The sequence below is a fragment of the Methylobacillus methanolivorans genome (genome assembly GCF_044751345.1).
GTDB classification, from domain to species: domain Bacteria; phylum Pseudomonadota; class Gammaproteobacteria; order Burkholderiales; family Methylophilaceae; genus Methylobacillus; species Methylobacillus methanolivorans.
Genome location: NZ_JBIWXY010000001.1, coordinates 1,290,079 through 1,307,854, shown reverse-complemented (window position 1 = coordinate 1,307,854; position 17,776 = coordinate 1,290,079). Strand labels below are relative to the sequence as shown.

General features: G+C 55.0%; 10 protein-coding genes. 7 read left to right on the top strand and 3 right to left on the bottom strand.

Annotation, left to right across the window (positions count from 1 at the left end; translation table 11 throughout):
- Window positions 1-84: 84 nt before the first annotated feature.
- From ACIKP9_RS06035 to leuA, 6 genes are all read left to right on the top strand, one after another.
- Window positions 85-1,455, top strand: coding sequence for an MdtA/MuxA family multidrug efflux RND transporter periplasmic adaptor subunit (locus ACIKP9_RS06035; protein WP_400880572.1), 1,371 nt, complete (start codon window positions 85-87; stop codon window positions 1,453-1,455).
- An 11-nt stretch (window positions 1,456-1,466) separates the two neighbouring features.
- Window positions 1,467-4,583, top strand: a complete 3,117-nt coding sequence (locus ACIKP9_RS06030) for an MdtB/MuxB family multidrug efflux RND transporter permease subunit (RefSeq protein WP_400880571.1) — start codon at window positions 1,467-1,469, stop codon at window positions 4,581-4,583.
- A gap of 31 nt (window positions 4,584-4,614) precedes the next feature.
- Entirely contained in the window at window positions 4,615-7,761 is a 3,147-nt protein-coding gene (locus ACIKP9_RS06025) for a multidrug efflux RND transporter permease subunit (protein WP_400880568.1), read from the top strand.
- A complete protein-coding gene (locus ACIKP9_RS06020) occupies window positions 7,758-9,185 on the top strand; it encodes an efflux transporter outer membrane subunit (protein WP_400880565.1) in 1,428 nt (475 codons plus the stop codon). The genes ACIKP9_RS06025 and ACIKP9_RS06020 overlap by 4 nt, the downstream gene beginning before the upstream one ends.
- Window positions 9,186-9,282: 97 nt before the next feature.
- Window positions 9,283-10,278: an alpha/beta hydrolase gene (locus ACIKP9_RS06015; RefSeq protein WP_400880563.1), complete on the top strand. Its 996-nt coding sequence runs from the start codon at window positions 9,283-9,285 to the stop codon at window positions 10,276-10,278.
- A gap of 504 nt (window positions 10,279-10,782) precedes the next feature.
- A complete protein-coding gene (leuA, locus tag ACIKP9_RS06010) occupies window positions 10,783-12,465 on the top strand; it encodes a 2-isopropylmalate synthase (RefSeq protein WP_400881880.1) in 1,683 nt (560 codons plus the stop codon).
- 87 nt (window positions 12,466-12,552) lie between these two features.
- On the opposite strand, the gene ACIKP9_RS06005 is transcribed toward leuA, so the two are convergent.
- The gene (locus tag ACIKP9_RS06005) at window positions 12,553-13,773 is read right to left on the bottom strand and encodes a Bcr/CflA family multidrug efflux MFS transporter (protein ID WP_400880560.1); all 1,221 of its coding nucleotides are present in this window, start codon (window positions 13,771-13,773) and stop codon (window positions 12,553-12,555) included.
- Between the two features lie 177 nt (window positions 13,774-13,950).
- Here ACIKP9_RS06005 and ACIKP9_RS06000 point away from each other — a divergent pair, with 177 nt between their 5' ends.
- Window positions 13,951-14,499, top strand: a complete 549-nt coding sequence (locus ACIKP9_RS06000; RefSeq protein WP_400880558.1) for an HNH endonuclease — start codon at window positions 13,951-13,953, stop codon at window positions 14,497-14,499.
- 87 nt (window positions 14,500-14,586) lie between these two features.
- On the opposite strand, the gene dnaJ is transcribed toward ACIKP9_RS06000, so the two are convergent.
- Both dnaJ and dnaK read right to left on the bottom strand, forming a co-directional pair.
- Complete coding sequence (dnaJ, locus tag ACIKP9_RS05995; protein ID WP_400880555.1) at window positions 14,587-15,714, bottom strand: molecular chaperone DnaJ; 1,128 nt, start codon at window positions 15,712-15,714, stop codon at window positions 14,587-14,589.
- A 74-nt stretch (window positions 15,715-15,788) separates the two neighbouring features.
- On the bottom strand, window positions 15,789-17,711 hold the full coding sequence (dnaK, locus tag ACIKP9_RS05990) for a molecular chaperone DnaK (RefSeq protein ID WP_400880553.1): 1,923 nt from the start codon (window positions 17,709-17,711) through the stop codon (window positions 15,789-15,791).
- Window positions 17,712-17,776 lie beyond the last annotated feature (65 nt).

Genomic DNA, 17,776 nt, shown 5'->3' with positions numbered 1-17,776 from the left:
AACTATCCCTACTATTGGCTGGCTATGCATGGTTGACAGGCATTGCGGCCAGTTTAACCATCCAATGCAGATGCATCATATCTTATGTCTAGACCACTATTGAAAACCCTGCGTCCCTGGCTCATCTTGTTGATTGTACTGGCTGCCGTTGCGTATGCACTGTGGAAGTATGTGCCTTTGAATTCCTCTGCTAACCAGGGTCCTCCAGGCATGGGACAGAGTATGCCACCTGGTGGGCCGGGCGGTCCTGGCGGTGGGGCATCCAGGCCAAGGCCAAGCGGCGGTTTCCCCGGTGGTGGTCATCGCGGCATGTTCGGTGAGAGCATGCTGGTCAGCGTTGGCCAGGTGGTGCAGGCACCGCTCACGGTGCAATTGGATGCGGTGGGGACGGTGACTTCGTTGAATACCGTGAATGTAACGGCTCGCGTGGAAGGGCAATTGAGCCGGATATTGTTCACTGAGGGACAAGAGGTGAAGCAGGGCGATGTGCTGGCCGAAATCGACCCGCGTCCTTATCAGGCAGCGCTTAAACAGGCCGAAGGCGTGGTGAGCCAGTATCGCGCCCAGCTCAAGAATGCCGAGATAGACTTAGCGCGTTATCAGGAGCTCAAGGATGAGGACTCCATCGCCGTTCAGACCCTGGATACGCAAGCTGCCTTGGTGCGCCAATACCAGGGCAATCTTGATAATGCCTTGGGGCAGCTTGAAGCGGCAAAGCTTAATCTCGAATTCACTCAGGTGCGTGCGCCTATCAGTGGCCGTATCGGTTTGCGTCAAGTTGATGTGGGCAATCAGGTGGCTGTGAATGCGACGACCCCAATCACGGTGCTGACGCAAACACGCCCGATCAGCGTGGTGTTCAGCTTGCCGGAGCAGCAATTATCTACTGTGCGGCGCCAGCTCAAGCAGAATCCCGACAAACTGGTGGTGGAAGCGCTGGACCGCCAGCGCCAGGTGCGCCTTGCCATGGGCAAGGTGGCGAGCATTGATAACCAGATCGATGTGACGACCGGTACATTCAAGCTACGGGCACGTTTTGACAATGGTGATGATAGTCTCTACCCCAACCAGTTTGTTAACGTGCGGCTGCATGCGGCCGAGGTGGCCAAGGCCTTGCTGATCCCGAGTGGCGCTTTGCAACGCGATGACCAAGGCACGTATGTCTATGTGATTGGCGCAGAAAAAACCGTGGCCAAGCAGCGCGTAACCGTGGGCATCAGCCAGGCAGAGCAGGTGGAAATCCGCCAGGGTTTGAATGCAGGGCAGCGTATCGTCATTGATGGTGTAGACCGCCTCTCTGACGGCATGACGGTGCGTGTGGCAGGCGAGGATGATGCGCAGCCTGCGGCAGGCCGTGGTGGTGAAGGTAGACAGGGCGGCGCATGGCAGCAAGGCGGTCAGGGTCGTGGCGGTGATGGTGCTTCAATGGGACAGGGTAGAGGCCCACGTTCATGAACCCCTCGCGGATGTTCATTGAAAGGCCAGTGGCGACCACGCTACTGATGCTCGCCCTATTGATTTCGGGCATCCTCGGTTACCGCTTGCTGCCCGTCGCTTCATTGCCCGAGGTGGAGTATCCGACGATGCAGGTCAAAACCCTGTATCCCGGTGCCAGCCCGGAAGTCATCAATGCCATGGTCACAGCACCGCTGGAAAGTCAGTTGGGGCGGATTGCCGGCCTGGATGAAATGTCATCCAGTAGCGCGGGTGGGGCATCTGTCATCACTCTGCGCTTCAATCTCAATACCAGTTTGGGCATTGCCGAGCAGGGCGTGCAAGCAGCGATCAATACGGCTTCCAACCTGTTGCCCAGTGATTTGCCCAGCCAGCCGGTGTATAGCAAGGTTAACCCGGCGGATGTGCCTGTCCTCACGCTGGCTGTGACCTCGGAAGCGCTGTCCATGCCTAAGGTGCAGGATTTGGTCGATACCCGGCTAGCGCAGAAAATTGCGCAGATTTCCGGCGTGGGTATGGTGAGCATCAGCGGCGGGCAACGCCCTGCGGTGCGCGTGAGCGCAAACTCTACCGCCCTGGCGGCATATGGCCTTAGTCTTGAATCCATACGCACGGCAATCGCCAACAATAATCTCAATGGTTCCAAAGGCAGCTTCAATGGGGCGACGCGTTCCACGACCATCGATGCCAATGACCAGATGCGTAGCGCGGAGGAATACCGCAACCTGGTGTTGAGTTACCAGAATGGCGCACCAATACGCCTCAAGGATGTGGCGCAGGCCTATGATGGCGCCGAGAATGAATATCTTGCCGCCTGGGCCAACGACAAGCCTGCCGTGATCGTCAATATCCAGCGCCAGCCGGGTGCCAACGTGATTGACGTGGTAGAGCGTGTGCGGGAGATGTTGCCAGCACTGGAGGAAAGCCTGCCGGAAAATGTGCAGGTGTCTGTTCTCAGTGATCGTAGCCATACCATCCAGGCCTCGGTCAAGGATACGCAGTTTGAATTGTTGCTGGCGATTGCACTGGTCGTGCTGGTGACTTTCTTCTTCCTGCAAGATGGCCGGGCGACACTGATTCCCTCGGTGGCTGTGCCGCTGTCATTGATCGGGACATTTGGCGTCATGTATTTGGCGGGTTTTTCCATCAATAACCTGACGCTGATGGCGCTGACGATTGCGACCGGTTTTGTCATCGACGATGCGATTGTGATGCTGGAAAATATTGAGCGCTACATCGAGCAGGGCGACCATCCCTTGCAGGCAGCGCTCAAGGGCTCCAGGCAGATCAGTTTCACCATTATCTCGCTGACCATTTCGCTGGTGGCGGTGTTGATCCCGCTGCTGTTCATGAGTGATGTGGCGGGCCGTTTGTTCCGTGAGTTTGCCCTGACGCTGGCGATTGCCATCCTGGTATCCATGCTGATTTCCCTCACCTTGACGCCCATGCTTTGCGCGTTGTGGCTCAAGCATGCGCCTGCCAGCGAGAAAGGCCGTTTTGCCAATGCTGGCGCACGCATGATGCAAGGCCTGATCGACCGTTATGCTAAAGCCTTGAAATGGGTGCTGGCGCATCAGGTCTTAACGCTGATGGTGGCGCTGGTAACGCTGGTGATTACCGTGCTGTTCTATCTTTATCTGCCCAAGGGCTTTTTCCCGACCCAGGATACCGGCTTGATCCAGGGTGTCAGTGAAGCGCCACAATCGGTTTCGTTTGCTGCCATGGCAAAGAAGCAGGAACAACTGGCCCGTATCATCAAGCAAGACCCGGCAGTGGACAGTGTGTCGTCCTATATCGGCGTGGATGGCACCAACGAAGCGCTGAACACTGGCCGGGTACTGATCAACCTCAAGCCGCATGCCGAGCGTGACGTGACGGCCAGCCAAGTCATTGCGCGCCTGAAGCAGGCGACTGCAGACATCCCGGATTTTAAGCTTTACCTGCAAGCCGTGCAGGATTTGAGCATAGAAGACAAGACCAGCCGCACGCAGTATCGCTTCCTGCTCACTGACCCTGATATTGCCGTGTTGCAATCGGCCATGCCACGCGTGATGGAAAAGTTGCGCCAGTTACCGGAGATTACCGATGTGGCGAGTGATTTGCAGGATAAGGGCTTGCAGGCTTACCTAGTGATAGACCGCGACAATGCCGCCCGCCTGGGCGTGACGGTGTCCAGCATTAATGCCGCCTTGTACAACGCTTTTGGCCAGCGCCTGATTTCCACTATCTACACGCAGGCCAGCCAGTATCGCGTGGTGATGGAGGTGCCGCCCAATTTCCGCAATGGCCCAGAGGCGCTTGCCAACCTTTATATCCCCGGCAGCAGCACGGATAGTGCTGGCAATGTGGTGACAACGCAGGTGCCGCTGACTGCCCTGGTGCGGGTGGAAGAGCGCAATACCTTGCTGGCGATCAACCATATTGCCCAGTTCCCGGCGGCAACGGTCTCCTTCAACCTTGCCGACAATGTCGCGCTTGGACATGCGGTGGCGGCCATTCGCACTGCTGTTGATGAGCTACAGTTGCCGGGCAGCGTGCAGACGCGCTTCCAAGGCGCCGCGCTGGCGTTTGAGGCTTCCTTGTCGAATACCTTGTTCCTTATCCTGGCCGCCTTGGTATGCATGTATATCGTGCTGGGCATACTGTATGAGAGTTTTATTCATCCCGTGACTATTCTCTCTACCTTGCCGTCGGCGACCGTCGGCGCCTTGCTGGCCTTGTGGATACATGGGCAGGAGATTGGCATGGTGGCGATCATCGGCATTATTCTCCTGATCGGCATCGTCAAGAAAAACGCGATCATGATGATCGACTTCGCCTTGGCTGCCGAGCGCGAACAAGGGCTCAAGCCGGTAGACGCGATCTACCAAGCTTGCCTGCTGCGCTTTCGCCCCATCCTCATGACAACCATGGCGGCTTTGTTTGGTGCACTGCCGCTGATGTTTGCCAGCGGCGCTGGGGCTGAATTGCGCCAGCCGCTTGGCATCACCATGGTGGGCGGCTTGCTGCTGTCGCAACTGTTGACCATTTTTACCACGCCCGTGATCTACCTGCTGTTTGATCGATTGACACGCCGCCGTGCCAAGCTGGCAACCCGCATCAGCGACGCAGACGAGGAACTGGCGTGATGCAAGCCGTGAGTGCAGGCACATGAGGCGCATGATTTCCTGGGCGCAGCTCAAGGCGGATGAGCGTGGCCCTGCCTCTTTGTTTATCCTGCGTCCGGTAATGACGCTGCTGGTATCGCTTGGGCTGATGCTTGCCGGTTGGATGGCGTTTGGTTTATTGCCGATTGCGCCACTGCCGCAGGTGGACTTCCCCACCATTAATGTCACCGCTTCGCTGGCAGGGGCTAGCCCGGAAACCATGGCTTCCTCCGTCGCCACACCGCTGGAGCGTAGCCTGGGACGCATTTCCGGCATCAGTGAAATCACTTCTTCTAGCTCCCTGGGCAGTACGTCGATCACCCTGCAATTTGATCTCAGCAAGGATATCAATGTGGCGGCACGTGAAGTGCAGGCTGCTATCAACGCTGCGGCAGGTATGCTGCCAACCGGCATGCCGACTCGCCCTAGCTATCGCAAGATGAACCCGGCGGATATGCCTAGCATGGTGCTGACCATGACTTCCAAAACCAAGACAATGGGCGAACTGTACGATCTGGCATCCAATCGGGTATCGCGCAAGATTGCCCAGGTGCAAGGCGTAAGCCAGGTGAATGTGGCAGGTAGCTCACTGCCTGCGGTGCGTGTGGATATCAACCCAGATGCCTTGGTTCAGCAGGGCCTTGCACTTGACGATGTGCGCAGCGTTATCAGCGCAGCGAATGGCAGTGGGCCCAAGGGTTATCTGCAAAATGACGCCTATAGCTGGCAGCTGGATGCGGATGACCGCTTGCTACGCGCCAAGGATTATCGCTCGCTGGTGATTGCGCGTCACAATGGCGCGGTCACACGCCTCAGTGATGTCGCGCGTGTCTATGACTCCGTGGAGGATATCCGCAACGTCGGTTTCCATAATAAGCAGCGTGCCATCCTGCTGATGGTGAGCCGTGAGTCGGGCGCGAATATCATCGAAATGATAGATCGCATTCGTGCTGAGCTACCCAGTATCCAGAGCAGCATTGGCGATGATATCAAGCTGACCGTGGTGGAAGACCGCAGCCCTAATATCCGTGCTTCCTTGCATGAAGCCGAGCTGACACTCGCGATTGCCGTAGCACTGGTGATCCTCGTCGTGTTCCTGTTCCTCAGGAATGGCAGAGCCACGCTGATACCGGCGCTGGCCGTGCCGGTATCGCTCATCGCGACCTTTGCGGCGATGTATTTGTGTGGCTATTCGCTCAACAATTTGACCTTGATGGCGCTGATTATCTCTACGGGTTTTATTGTGGATGATGCCATTGTGGTGGTAGAGCACATCAGCAAGCGTATTGAACAGGGCGATCATCCTTTCCGTGCGTCGTTGTGCGGTGCACGCGAAGTCGGCTTTACGGTGATATCCATGAGCATATCGCTGGTGGCAGTCTTTATTCCGCTGCTGTTCATGGGAGATATTACTGGCCGCCTGTTCCGCGAATTTGCCGTCACGCTCTCTGTTGCCATCCTGATTTCATTGTTCGTATCGCTGACATTGACGCCGATGTTGTGCGCCTACTTGCTCAGGCGCAAGGATGCCTTGGCGGTGGAAGGTGAACATCCAACAGGACAGGCGCATACCGGACTGTTCCAGCGTATGCAGCGTGGCTATTGCAAGAGCCTGGCCTGGGCGCTGGAGCATGCTGGCTTGATGCTGGTGGTGTTGCTGTTCACCATTGCTGTGAATGTCTATCTCTATATTGCCATTCCCAAGGGCATGTTCCCCGATCAGGATACCGGCCGCCTGTTTGGCATGGCGCGGGCTGACCAAGGGGTTTCCTTTGATGAGTTGCAGCACAAGCTGGAGGCTTTTCGCAATATCTTGCTGACAGACCCCGCCGTCGATCAAGTGATGGGGATGTCGGGTGGTGGGCGCGGGCCAGGGGCATCAAGTAATTCCGGCAATTTCATTATTATCCTCAAGGATATTAAGCAACGTGAGCCGGCAGAAACCGTGATCGCCAGGCTGCGGCCCAAGTTGGCACAAGTGCCAGGCGCTTCGATATTCCTGGTCAATATGCAGGATTTGCGCATTGGAGGTCGTTCGGCAGATTCCAGCTACCAGATGACGCTCAAGAGTGATGATGTCAAAGACCTGCGCACCTGGGAAACCAAGGTATTGGATACCTTGCAGTCCTTGCCTGGCATTACTGACGTGAGCGGTGGTGGTCGTAGCCGTTCCGTGCAGGTTTACCTCGATATAGATCGCGAAGCAGCCACACGCCTGGGCATTGATGTGAGTATGGTGATTGCACTGCTGAACAACTCTTATGCGCAGCGCCAGATTTCCACTATTTATCAGGACCAAAATCAGTACCGTGTTGTGATGGGCGTGGCTGATCAATACATGCAAAGCCCGGATATCCTTTCCAGCCTGTATGTCTTGACCAGCAGTGGTGCGCGCGTGCCATTGTCCAATATCGTCACGCTGGGCTATAACACGGCCCCAGCCTCGGTACAGCATGAGGGGCAGTTTGCCTCGATTACCTACTCCTTCAATCTGCCAGAGGGTGGCAACCTGGAACAGGCCAAGCAGCAGATCAAGCAAGCGCTAGCTGATCTCAAAATGCCTCTCAACGTGCAGGCCACCTTCTCGGGCACGGCTAGTGCCCAGGGCAAGGTGCTCAATCAGATGCCTTGGCTGATTCTGGCGGCGCTGGTATCTGTGTATATCGTCCTTGGCATGCTGTATGAGAGCTATGTGCATCCACTCACTATCCTGTCTACCTTGCCATCTGCCGGGGTAGGGGCTTTGCTGGCGCTGATTCTGTTTGATACGCCGCTGACCTTGATCGCGTTGATCGGCATCATTCTCCTGATTGGTATCGTCAAGAAAAACGCCATCCTGATGATTGATTTTGCCCTGGTGGCCGAGCGTGAGCGTGGCCTGTCATCAAGGGCGGCCATCATGGAGGCTTGTGAACAGCGATTGCGCCCCATCCTCATGACGACCATGGCGGCTTTGCTGGGTGCTATCCCGCTGATCCTGGGCACTGATGGCGATGCACCCCTGCGTCGCCCGCTGGGCATTGCTATCGTGGGTGGCTTGCTGCTGAGCCAGTTGCTTACCCTTTATACCACCCCGGTGGTTTATCTTTACCTGGATCGTTTACGCCTGTGGGTCTTGCGTCGCAAACCTGAGGCTGCAATGTTGGAGAAAATGGAATGAGTACCAGTGCCAAGCTTGGTGTCGTTAGCTTGTCCGTCCTGTTATCTGCCTGCATGGTAGGCCCGGATTATCATAGACCGCAGAGTGCCGTGCCTGCTGCATTCAAGCATCAAGAGGGCTGGAGCGTTGCAGCCCCGGCAGATGAGGTGCCGAAAGGACAGTGGTGGATGCGCTACGGCGATACAGCGCTTAACCAGTTGGTGGCACGGCTCAATGACAGCAACCAGACCGTGGCGCAATACGAGGCGCAATACCGCCAGGCTTTTGCCTTGGCCCAGGGCGCCCGTGGTGCCTTATGGCCGCAACTGAACGCTACCGTTGGCAAGACACGCGCAGGGCAGGGAACGGGTAGCTCGAACTCTAGCCAAGCCGTGCAGATCAGCGGCATACGCACCACTTACAACGCCGCGCTCAATGCCAGCTGGGAGCTCGATATCTGGGGCAAGCTCAGGCGCACGCTGGAAGCCAATCGCGCCAGCGCTGATGCCAGCTTTGCGACGCTGGCTGCCATGCGGCTCAGCATGCAATCCGAGCTGGTACAGAACTACCTGCAGATCCGTGTGATGGACCAGCAGAAGCGTCTATTACAGGAAACCGTCGATACCTACCGTCGGGTCGTCCAATTGACGCAAAGCCAGTACAAGCGTGGTGTGGTCGCCAGTGCGGATGTTGCCGCAGCCACCACGCAGCTCAAGAATGCAGAAGCCGATCTGGTGGACTTGGTTTGGCAGCGAGCACAGCTGGAAAATGCCATTGCCGTACTGATTGGTGTGCCGCCCGCCGATTACAGCCTGGCCGAAAGCGATGCCGTGCCGCAATTGCCTGCCATTCCAGCCTCCGTGCCTAGCCAATTGCTGGAGCGCAGGCCAGATGTGGCCTCTGCGGAGCGCTCCGTGATGGCGGCCAATGCCAATATTGGTGTGGCGAAGTCAGCCTATTATCCCAGCTTGAGCTTGTCTGCTAGCGGGGGCTACCGTAGCAGCACTTTCAATGACTGGATGACGCTGCCGAACCGTTATTGGTCAGTGGGGCCGCAATTGGCCATGACCTTGTTCGATGGTTTGCAGAACAAATATAACGTCGTGCAATCTGAGGCCAGCTACGATGCAGCAGTAGCGAGCTATCGCCAGACAGTCTTGACTGCATTCAAGGAAGTGGAGGATTACCTGGTAGCTTTGCATACACTGGGTGAGGAATCTGCATTGCGTGAAGAATCCGTCGCTGCAGCGCGCAAGGCGCTCAAGCAATATACCAATCAATACCGCGTGGGGCTGATTGGTTTTCTTGATGTCGTCACGGCGCAAACCACTGCGCTCAGTAGCGAGCGTACCTTGCTGACTTTGCAACAAAGTCGGCTGATCAACAGCGTACAGTTAATCGCTGCGCTGGGTGGTGGCTGGGAAGGTTTGCCTGAGCAGGAATAGCCCGCTTCCTACAAGCACGTCAGCGTCCTGCTGACATACCACGCTGCGTCATGGGCGCAAAATGCATATTCACTACTACCTGTACAGGAGATGTACCGTGAATATTCTCGACCCCATTCTGCATTCATTTACTTCCGATAAGCAGGAATATAGCGGCATGGAGCCGCGTACCCGTGCCTTTCTCGAAGAGTTGGCAGCCGCTGACAGTACGCCAGTGGAAGAACTGGCGCCTGCCGAGGCCCGCAAGGTCTTGAGTGATTTGCAGGCCAGTGTTGAAGTCAATCTGGATGGTGTTAGTGTTGAGGAACGTGAGGTCGCCATTGAAGGCCATTCCATCCATCTCTTTATCGTGAAGCCTGCTGACATTGCCATCAAGCCGCCCGTCATCATGTTCTTCCATGGCGGTGGTTGGGTGCTCGGGGATTTCCCTACGCACCAGCGCTTGGTGCACGATCTCTGTGTGGCATCTAACTGTGCCGTGGTTTTTGTTGATTACACGCGCTCTCCAGAGGCGAAGTACCCCACGGCAATCGTCGAGTGTTATCTTGCCACCAAGTGGGTGGCGCAGCATGGCGAGGAAATCGGCGTAGATAGCCAGCGTCTGGCCGTGGCTGGCAATAGCGTTGGTGGGAATATGGCCGCCGTGGTTTGCATGATGGCAAAGGAAAAGCGCGAGCCCTTCATCAAGCACCAGACCTTGTTCTGGCCAGTGACCGATGCAAAGTTCAATACCGAGTCCTACCAGCATTTTGCGGATGGCTATTTCCTCACCCGCGAGATGATGAAGTGGTTCTGGGATAACTATCTGGAAAACAAGGATGCCCGTGAGGAGCCCTATGCCTCACCGCTCAATGCCAGCCTGGAGCACTTGGCTGACCTGCCGCCAGCATTGATACAAACGGCAGAGTTCGACGTGTTACGTGACGAGGCAGAGGCCTATGCACATCTGCTGACCGATGCCGGGGTCAGTGTCACCTGTACGCGTTACCTGGGTGCGATTCATGATTTCGGCTTGTTGAATCCGCTTGCCAAGACCCCACAAACCTATGCTTCCATCATGCAGGCAGCGGGCGAGATACGTAAGCATATCTAGCATATTGCTCAACATCCCACATCAGACGAACGTGGCTGTGGCTGCACAACCATGTTCGCCTTGATGCAAGCTTGCGCTGCAAGTTAACGCAGTTATTTTTGGGTTTGACAGCAAGTAGGTTTGAAGCAAGCGTCTCTGGGGTTTGACAGTCAGTATGCCTTCTGTTTATCATGGCCCCACTATGCAAATCCAGCAGACCACATTGTTTGTGTTTTCCGCCCAGGCCCTCCTAAGCCTAGGTCTGCTGCTGCGCTCCGCGCGCATCTAATTCTTACTTTCTCCTGCCGGTTTTATTGAGTTGTCCTTGTTGTCCAAAGGGCAATAACGATTGATTGAGTTTCGCTTCATCCCATAGGATATTTGCATCATGTGTCATATAACATATTGTTTAAGAGTATTCCGACTGCCACGCGGTTGTCAGGCCTTGCGTGAGCGGTAGCCTGGCAGCCCTGGATCACAATCTAGATACCGCAGTCCGCGAACTGAACTTTTGAAAGAAATATGATGTTGAAGAATCCAAGCAGCAAATACCGCCCGTTTACGCCGATCAACTTGCCAAATCGCCAATGGCCGATGCGTACCATTACCCGTGCGCCCATCTGGATGAGCACAGACCTGCGCGATGGTAATCAGGCCTTGTTCGAGCCCATGAATGCTGAACGCAAGCTGCGCATGTTCAAGATGCTGGTGGAGATCGGCTTCAAGGAGATCGAGGTGGCATTTCCTTCTGCATCGCAGACTGACTTCGATTTTGTGCGAAACTTGATCGAGAACGGTCACATTCCCGATGATGTCACCATCGAGGTGCTCACTCAGGCGCGCGAAGACTTGATCCGCCGTACGTTCGAATCCTTGCAAGGTGCGCGGCGTGCCATCGTGCACGTTTACAATGCGACGTCGCCAGTATTCCGTGAGACGGTGTTTCGCACTGATAAGGCCGGCGCCAAGAAGATTGCCACCGATAGTGCCCGCTTGATCAAGCAATTAGCCGATGAGCGCCCCGAGACTGAGTGGGTGTTTCAATATAGCCCGGAAACCTTCACTGCAACCGAGCTGGATTTCGCCAAGGACGTGTGCGATGCCATGACAGACATCTGGCAGGCAACACCTGAGCGCAAGGTTATCCTCAACCTGCCTGCTACAGTGGAAGTGGGTACGCCTAACTACTATGCCGACCAGATCGAGTGGATGCATACCAACCTTGCTCGCCGCGATAGCGTCATCATTAGTGTGCACCCACACAATGATCGCGGTACCGCAGTGGCGGCAGCCGAGCTGGCAGTGATGGCGGGAGCAGACCGTATTGAGGGCTGTTTATTCGGGCATGGCGAGCGTACTGGCAATGTCGACCTTGTGACCCTGGCGCTCAATCTTTATACCCAGGGCGTTGATCCAGGCCTGGATTTTTCCCAGATCAACAGCATTGCCCGCACGGTGGAGGATTGCACGCAGTTGCCGGTGCATGCGCGCCACCCGTATGCCGGTGACTTGGTGTTTACTGCGTTCTCCGGCTCGCATCAGGATGCGATCAAGAAAGGCTTTGCCGTACAGCAGCCAGAGGCGCTCTGGCAAGTGCCGTATTTGCCTATAGACCCACACGACGTGGGCCGCACCTATGATTCCATCATTCGCGTCAACAGCCAATCGGGCAAGGGCGGCATCGCTTACTTACTGGAGTCGGGCTATGGCCTCGCCATGCCACGCCGCATGCAGGTTGAGTTCAGCAGCGCCGTGCAGCGATTGACCGATAGCAGCGGGCAAGAGGTGAATGCCGAGGGCATCTGGCAATTGTTTAACGAGGAGTACATCGCTGCCAATGCCCCCGTGCACTACATCGACCATACACTCGACGAACGAGATGGCATCCAGCACATCAAGCTTACGGCAAGTATTCATGGTGTTGAAACCGTGCTGCAAGGCAAGGGCAACGGCCCAATCGATGCCTTGGCACACGCATTTGGCAGCAAGTTCCGTATCCATGATTACGAAGAGCGTGCGCTGGGTGCAGGCGCGGCAGCCAAGGCGGTGGCTTTTGCCGAGCTTGAGACCGACGGGCAGCCTGGTACGGTGTACGGGGCAGGCATACACGATAATCTCGTGACGGCTTCCATCCTGGCGGTGATCAGTGGCATTAACCGTTTGTATCAGCGCTTGGGTGCTGAGGCAAAACAATCGTTCTTGTTGTGACAACTCTACCTTTGCTCTGACCGAGCAAACATGAAAAGCCCACCAGGGGTGACCCTGGTGGGCTTTTTTACTTCAGCTCAAGCCAGCTCAATTAGCATGAGAAACAGGTTTGACGATGATCAGGCGGTGTGCCAGCCATGCCCCAATTCCGCAGCCTGCCATCACAATTGCCATCGGACATGTTGTGCCGTCATGCAGTAGATTGACTAAGCCACCTGCCAGTGTAGCGAGGCCGAATTGCAATGAGCCCATCAATGCAGAGGCAGTCCCTGCCTGCTGCCCGTGAGTGGCTAATGTTGCAGCACTGGAGTTGGGGCCAATATAGCCGATGCTGGCAACGAAGCAGAAAATCCCCACTAGCAATAGCGGCAAGGTGATATGGCCTGTCAGCGATAAACCAAGCAGAATGAGGCCAATGCCGCCAGGAAGCCACAATGCCCGTGAGAGCAGCACCGTTGCATCATGCTTTTTCAGGCGCCAGGCATTGATCTGGCTAAAGAGGATTAATCCGGCTGCATTGATGCCGAAAATCCAGCCATAATGCTGCGCGGGAATTTCATAATACTCAATGAACACAAATGGCGAGCCTGCGATATAAGCAAACATCCCTGCGCGCGCCAAGCCGCCGCTTAAGGTGTAACCGATAAAGCTGCGGTCTATCATCAGCCTGCCGTAATTACGCAGTACGTGACGCAATACCAGCGGAGGCTCGTGGCGCGTATCGTGTGTTTCCTCAAGGTGGAAATACACGGCTAATAATCCTAGGCTGCCTGCGAATGCCAAGGTGAGGAATAGGGCGCGCCAATCGAACGTGGTCACGATCCAGCCGCCAATGAGCGGGGCAAGAATCGGTGCCAGGCCCATCACCAAGATGAGCATCGAGAGTGCCCGTGCCGCGTCATTGGCGCTACAGCGGTCACGGATGATGGCGAGTGTCACTACCATTCCTGCACAGCCGCCCAGTGCCTGTAGAAAACGCCAGATAATCAGTTCCGGAATACTGCCTGCGAAGGCGCAGCCAATGGATGCGGCAATATAAATCACCAGCCCTACCATCAATGGCAAGCGGCGCCCAAAGCGGTCACTGAGTGGGCCATAGAACAGCTGCCCGATTGCCAAACCAATAAAATAACTTGCCAGCGTTAATTCTGCACTGCCAGCTTGCGCGAGCAAGCTTTTCTCAATGGCGGGAAAGCCAGGGAGATACATGTCTATTGATAATGGTGCGAGGCCGGTCAGGGCGCCTAGCAGGAGCAGCCATCCGCTGAGGAGGGATAGATCGGATGGGGGAGTATTGTTGTTAGCCATGAAAAATGGGAGTGGATATGGTTCGTGTAATAATTTAGGAGAAACTTTTTTACTTGATAGTTGCTCGGTGAGTTAATAAGAAAAATGCTTAGAACTTGTTTTCGATTGCCAATACCAGAAATCTTTTACTGTGCTGAGCTATTGCGTCAAGCGGTGAAAGCACATCAGGAGGGAGAAATGAAGAAAGCATATTCCCTTTTTTCTGAGGCAAACGATGAAATTGTGCGGCAATGGTTAGAGTCTGTTTGGGGGAAAAGAAGCGAATATGTTCAATATCGTTTCGTAGAAGGCGCTTTACCCATTATAGAGAAATCAATGCGTGTTGAAGTGCGCATGCCAACATTAGCGGAAAAGATCACCTTGCATCATCGAGATGGCTTTAATTGCCGGTTCTGTGGTATTCCTGTTATTCGTAAAGAGGTTCGAGTATATCTTCATAAGCTTTATCCCGAAGCAATTCCTTGGGGCAGGAAAAATATTATGCAGCACGCGGCTTTCCAAGCATTATGGGCACAATATGACCATATTCTTCCTCATGCTCGTGGGGGTAGCAATCATCTAGATAATATGGTTGTGACTTGTGCTGCATGTAATTTTGGTAGGATGGACTTCACGCTAGATGAGGTGGGTTTGCAAGATCCTAGATTCAGGACACCATGTCTGACCGAGTGGAGTGGATTGGAGGAGGTTTTACCATCCAATAAGCGAATAGAGCTTTTGTCATAAGCTCAAAGGCAATTATGAGGCTTGGAAGTTATTCGATAGGAAACAAAAGACATGGTTTTTTACCATGTCTTTTGTGTATTTCAAGGTTTACTGGAAGAAGTCTTTCACCTTCGTCATCCAGGATTTGGCCCTAGGGCTGTGTTTCCCGGAGTCCTGCTGGTTGATGTCTTCAAGTTCTTTCAACAGTTCTTTCTGTCGCTCGGTGAGCTTGACGGGCGTTTCCACCACGACGTGGCACATGAGGTCGCCCATGTCGCTGCTACGCAATGGCTTGATACCCTTGCCGCGTAGGCGGAATACCGCGCCGGTTTGGGTTTCAGGCGGCACCTTCATCTTGGCGTGGCCATCCAGGGTCGGGATTTCGATCTCGCCACCCAGGGCTGCGGTGGTGAAGCTAATCGGCATTTCGCAATGCAGGTTAGCGCCGTCACGCTCGAAGATTTCGTGCTTCTTCAAATGCACTACGACATAAAGGTCGCCCGGAGGGCCGCCGTTGACGCCAGCTTCGCCTTCGCCTGAGAGGCGGATGCGATCACCTTCGTCCACACCGGCTGGAATCTTGACCGACAGTGTTTTGTGCTGCTTGACGCGACCACCGCCGTGGCAGGTGGGGCATGGCTCTTTCACCATCTTGCCGGAGCCGTGACACTTGGGGCAGGTCTGTTGTACGGAGAAGAAGCCTTGCTGCATACGTACTTGGCCATGGCCGCCACAGGTGGTGCAGGTGACGGGTTGTGTGCCGGGGCGTGCGCCTGAGCCGTGACAGGTTTCGCATTCTGCCATGACGGGAATACGGATCTTGGTCTCGGTGCCGCGCGCAGCATCCTCAAGCGAGATTTCCATGTTGTAGCGCAGGTCTGCACCACGGTAGACGTTGGAGCGTCGATTGCCTCCACCGCCGCCACCGCCAAAAATATCACCAAAGATATCGCCAAAGGCATCGGCAAAATTACCAAAACCAGCACCGCCTGCACCAGCACCCGCGCTAGGGTCTACGCCAGCATGGCCATATTGGTCATAGGCGCCGCGCTTCTGGTCATCCGACAGGATTTCGTAGGCTTCCTTGGCTTCCTTGAAGCTTTCTTCGGCCTTGGGGTTGTCCGGGTTGCGGTCCGGATGGAATTTCATCGCCAGCTTGCGGTAAGCCTTCTTGATTTCATCATCCGAAGCGTCGCGGTTGACGCCCAGTACCTCGTAATAATCTCTTTTTGCCATATTTCTCTACTAACAATAAATGAGGCACAGCAGGGAAAGCCCTGTGTGCCTCATGAGGTTACATGGTAAAGGAATTACTTTTTGTCATCCTTGACTTCCTCGAACTCGGCATCCACCACTTCAGCGTCCACGGTCTTTTCCTGTGGCTCGCCTTGTTCAGCGGCACCGCCTTCAGCCTGGCTTGCAGCGTAGACTTTTTCGCCCAGCTTCTGGGAGGCTTCCATCAGGGCATTGGTCTTGCTCTCGATGGCTTCCTTGTCGTCACCCTTGACGACGTCTTCCAGCTCTTGCACAGCCTTTTCAATCGCTTCCTTCTCGGCTGCATCCAGCTTGTCGCCGTGGTCAGTCAGGGACTTCTTCACGCTGTGGATTGCGCCATCGGCACTGTTACGCGCATCCACCAGTTCACGCAGCTTCTTGTCTTCGTCAGCGTACTTGGCGGCATCTTCTTCCATGCGCTTGATCTCTTCATCAGACAAACCGGAGTTGGCCTTGATGGTGATCTTGTTTTCCTTGCCGGTTGCCTTGTCCTTGGCAGATACGTGCAGGATGCCGTTAGCATCGATGTCGAAGGTGACTTCGATTTGTGGCATGCCGCGTGGTGCTGGCGGAATGTCGCTCAGGTTGAACTGACCCAGGCTCTTGTTGCCGGAAGCGACTTCACGTTCGCCTTGCAATACGTGGATCGTCACAGCAGACTGGTTGTCGTCGGCTGTCGAGAACACTTGCGATGCCTTGGTCGGGATCGTGGTGTTCTTCTGGATCAGCTTGGTCATCACGCCACCCAGGGTTTCGATACCCAGGGAGAGTGGTGTTACATCCAGCAGCAATACATCCTTGACGTCGCCTTGCAACACGCCACCTTGAATGGACGCGCCAACAGCCACGGCTTCGTCAGGATTCACGTCCTTACGTGGTTCCTTGCCGAAGAATTCTTTTACCTTTTCCTGCACCTTAGGCATACGGGTCTGACCACCTACCAGGATCACGTCCTGAATGTCGGTAATCTTGACGCCAGCATCCTTCAAAGCCACTTCGCAAGGCTTGATGGAGCGCTCGATGAGGTCTTCTACCAGGCTCTCGAACTTGGCACGAGTGATCTTGACGACCAAGTGCTTGGGACCTGAAGCATCTGCCGTGATGTATGGCAGGTTAACTTCAGTCTGGGTGCTGGAAGACAGCTCGATCTTGGCTTTTTCAGCTGCTTCTTTCAGGCGTTGCTTGGCCAGCAGGTCGTTGCGCAGGTCGAGGCCGTTTTCTTTCTTGAATTCGTCAGCTAGGAAGTCGATCAGGCGATTGTCGAAGTCTTCACCACCGAGGAAAGTGTCACCGTTGGTGGACAATACTTCAAACTGGTGCTCGCCATCGATTTCGGAGATTTCGATGATGGAAATATCGAATGTACCGCCGCCCAAGTCATATACGGCAATTTTGCGGTCACCTTCTTGCTTGTCTAGACCAAAGGCCAGCGCAGCAGCTGTTGGCTCATTGATGATGCGCTTAACGTCCAGGCCTGCAATACGGCCTGCATCCTTGGTAGCTTGGCGCTGTGCATCGTTGAAGTAAGCAGGCACGGTGATGACGGCCTCGGTGACTTCTTCACCCAGGTAGTCTTCGGCAGTTTTCTTCATCTTGCGCAGTACTTCTGCGGAGATTTGCGGAGGTGCCAGTTTGTCATTGCGCACTTCTACCCAGGCATCGCCATTGTCAGCCTTGGTGATGGTGTAAGGCATCAGGCCGATGTCCTTTTGCACTTCTTTTTCTTCAAAGCGGCGACCAATCAGGCGCTTCACTGCGTAAAGCGTGTTCTTTGGGTTGGTCACTGCCTGACGCTTGGCTGGTGCACCTACGAGGATTTCACCATCTTCCTGATAAGCGATGATGGAGGGAGTGGTGCGAGCGCCTTCGGCGTTCTCGATCACGCGTGGCTTGCCACCTTCCATGACGGATACGCAGGAGTTGGTGGTACCTAAGTCAATACCAATAATTTTTCCCATTGTCTTGATTCCTTGTGTTCTTTTAACTCTGAAAGTGGATAACTATGTTGCCAAAGTGGGGATAG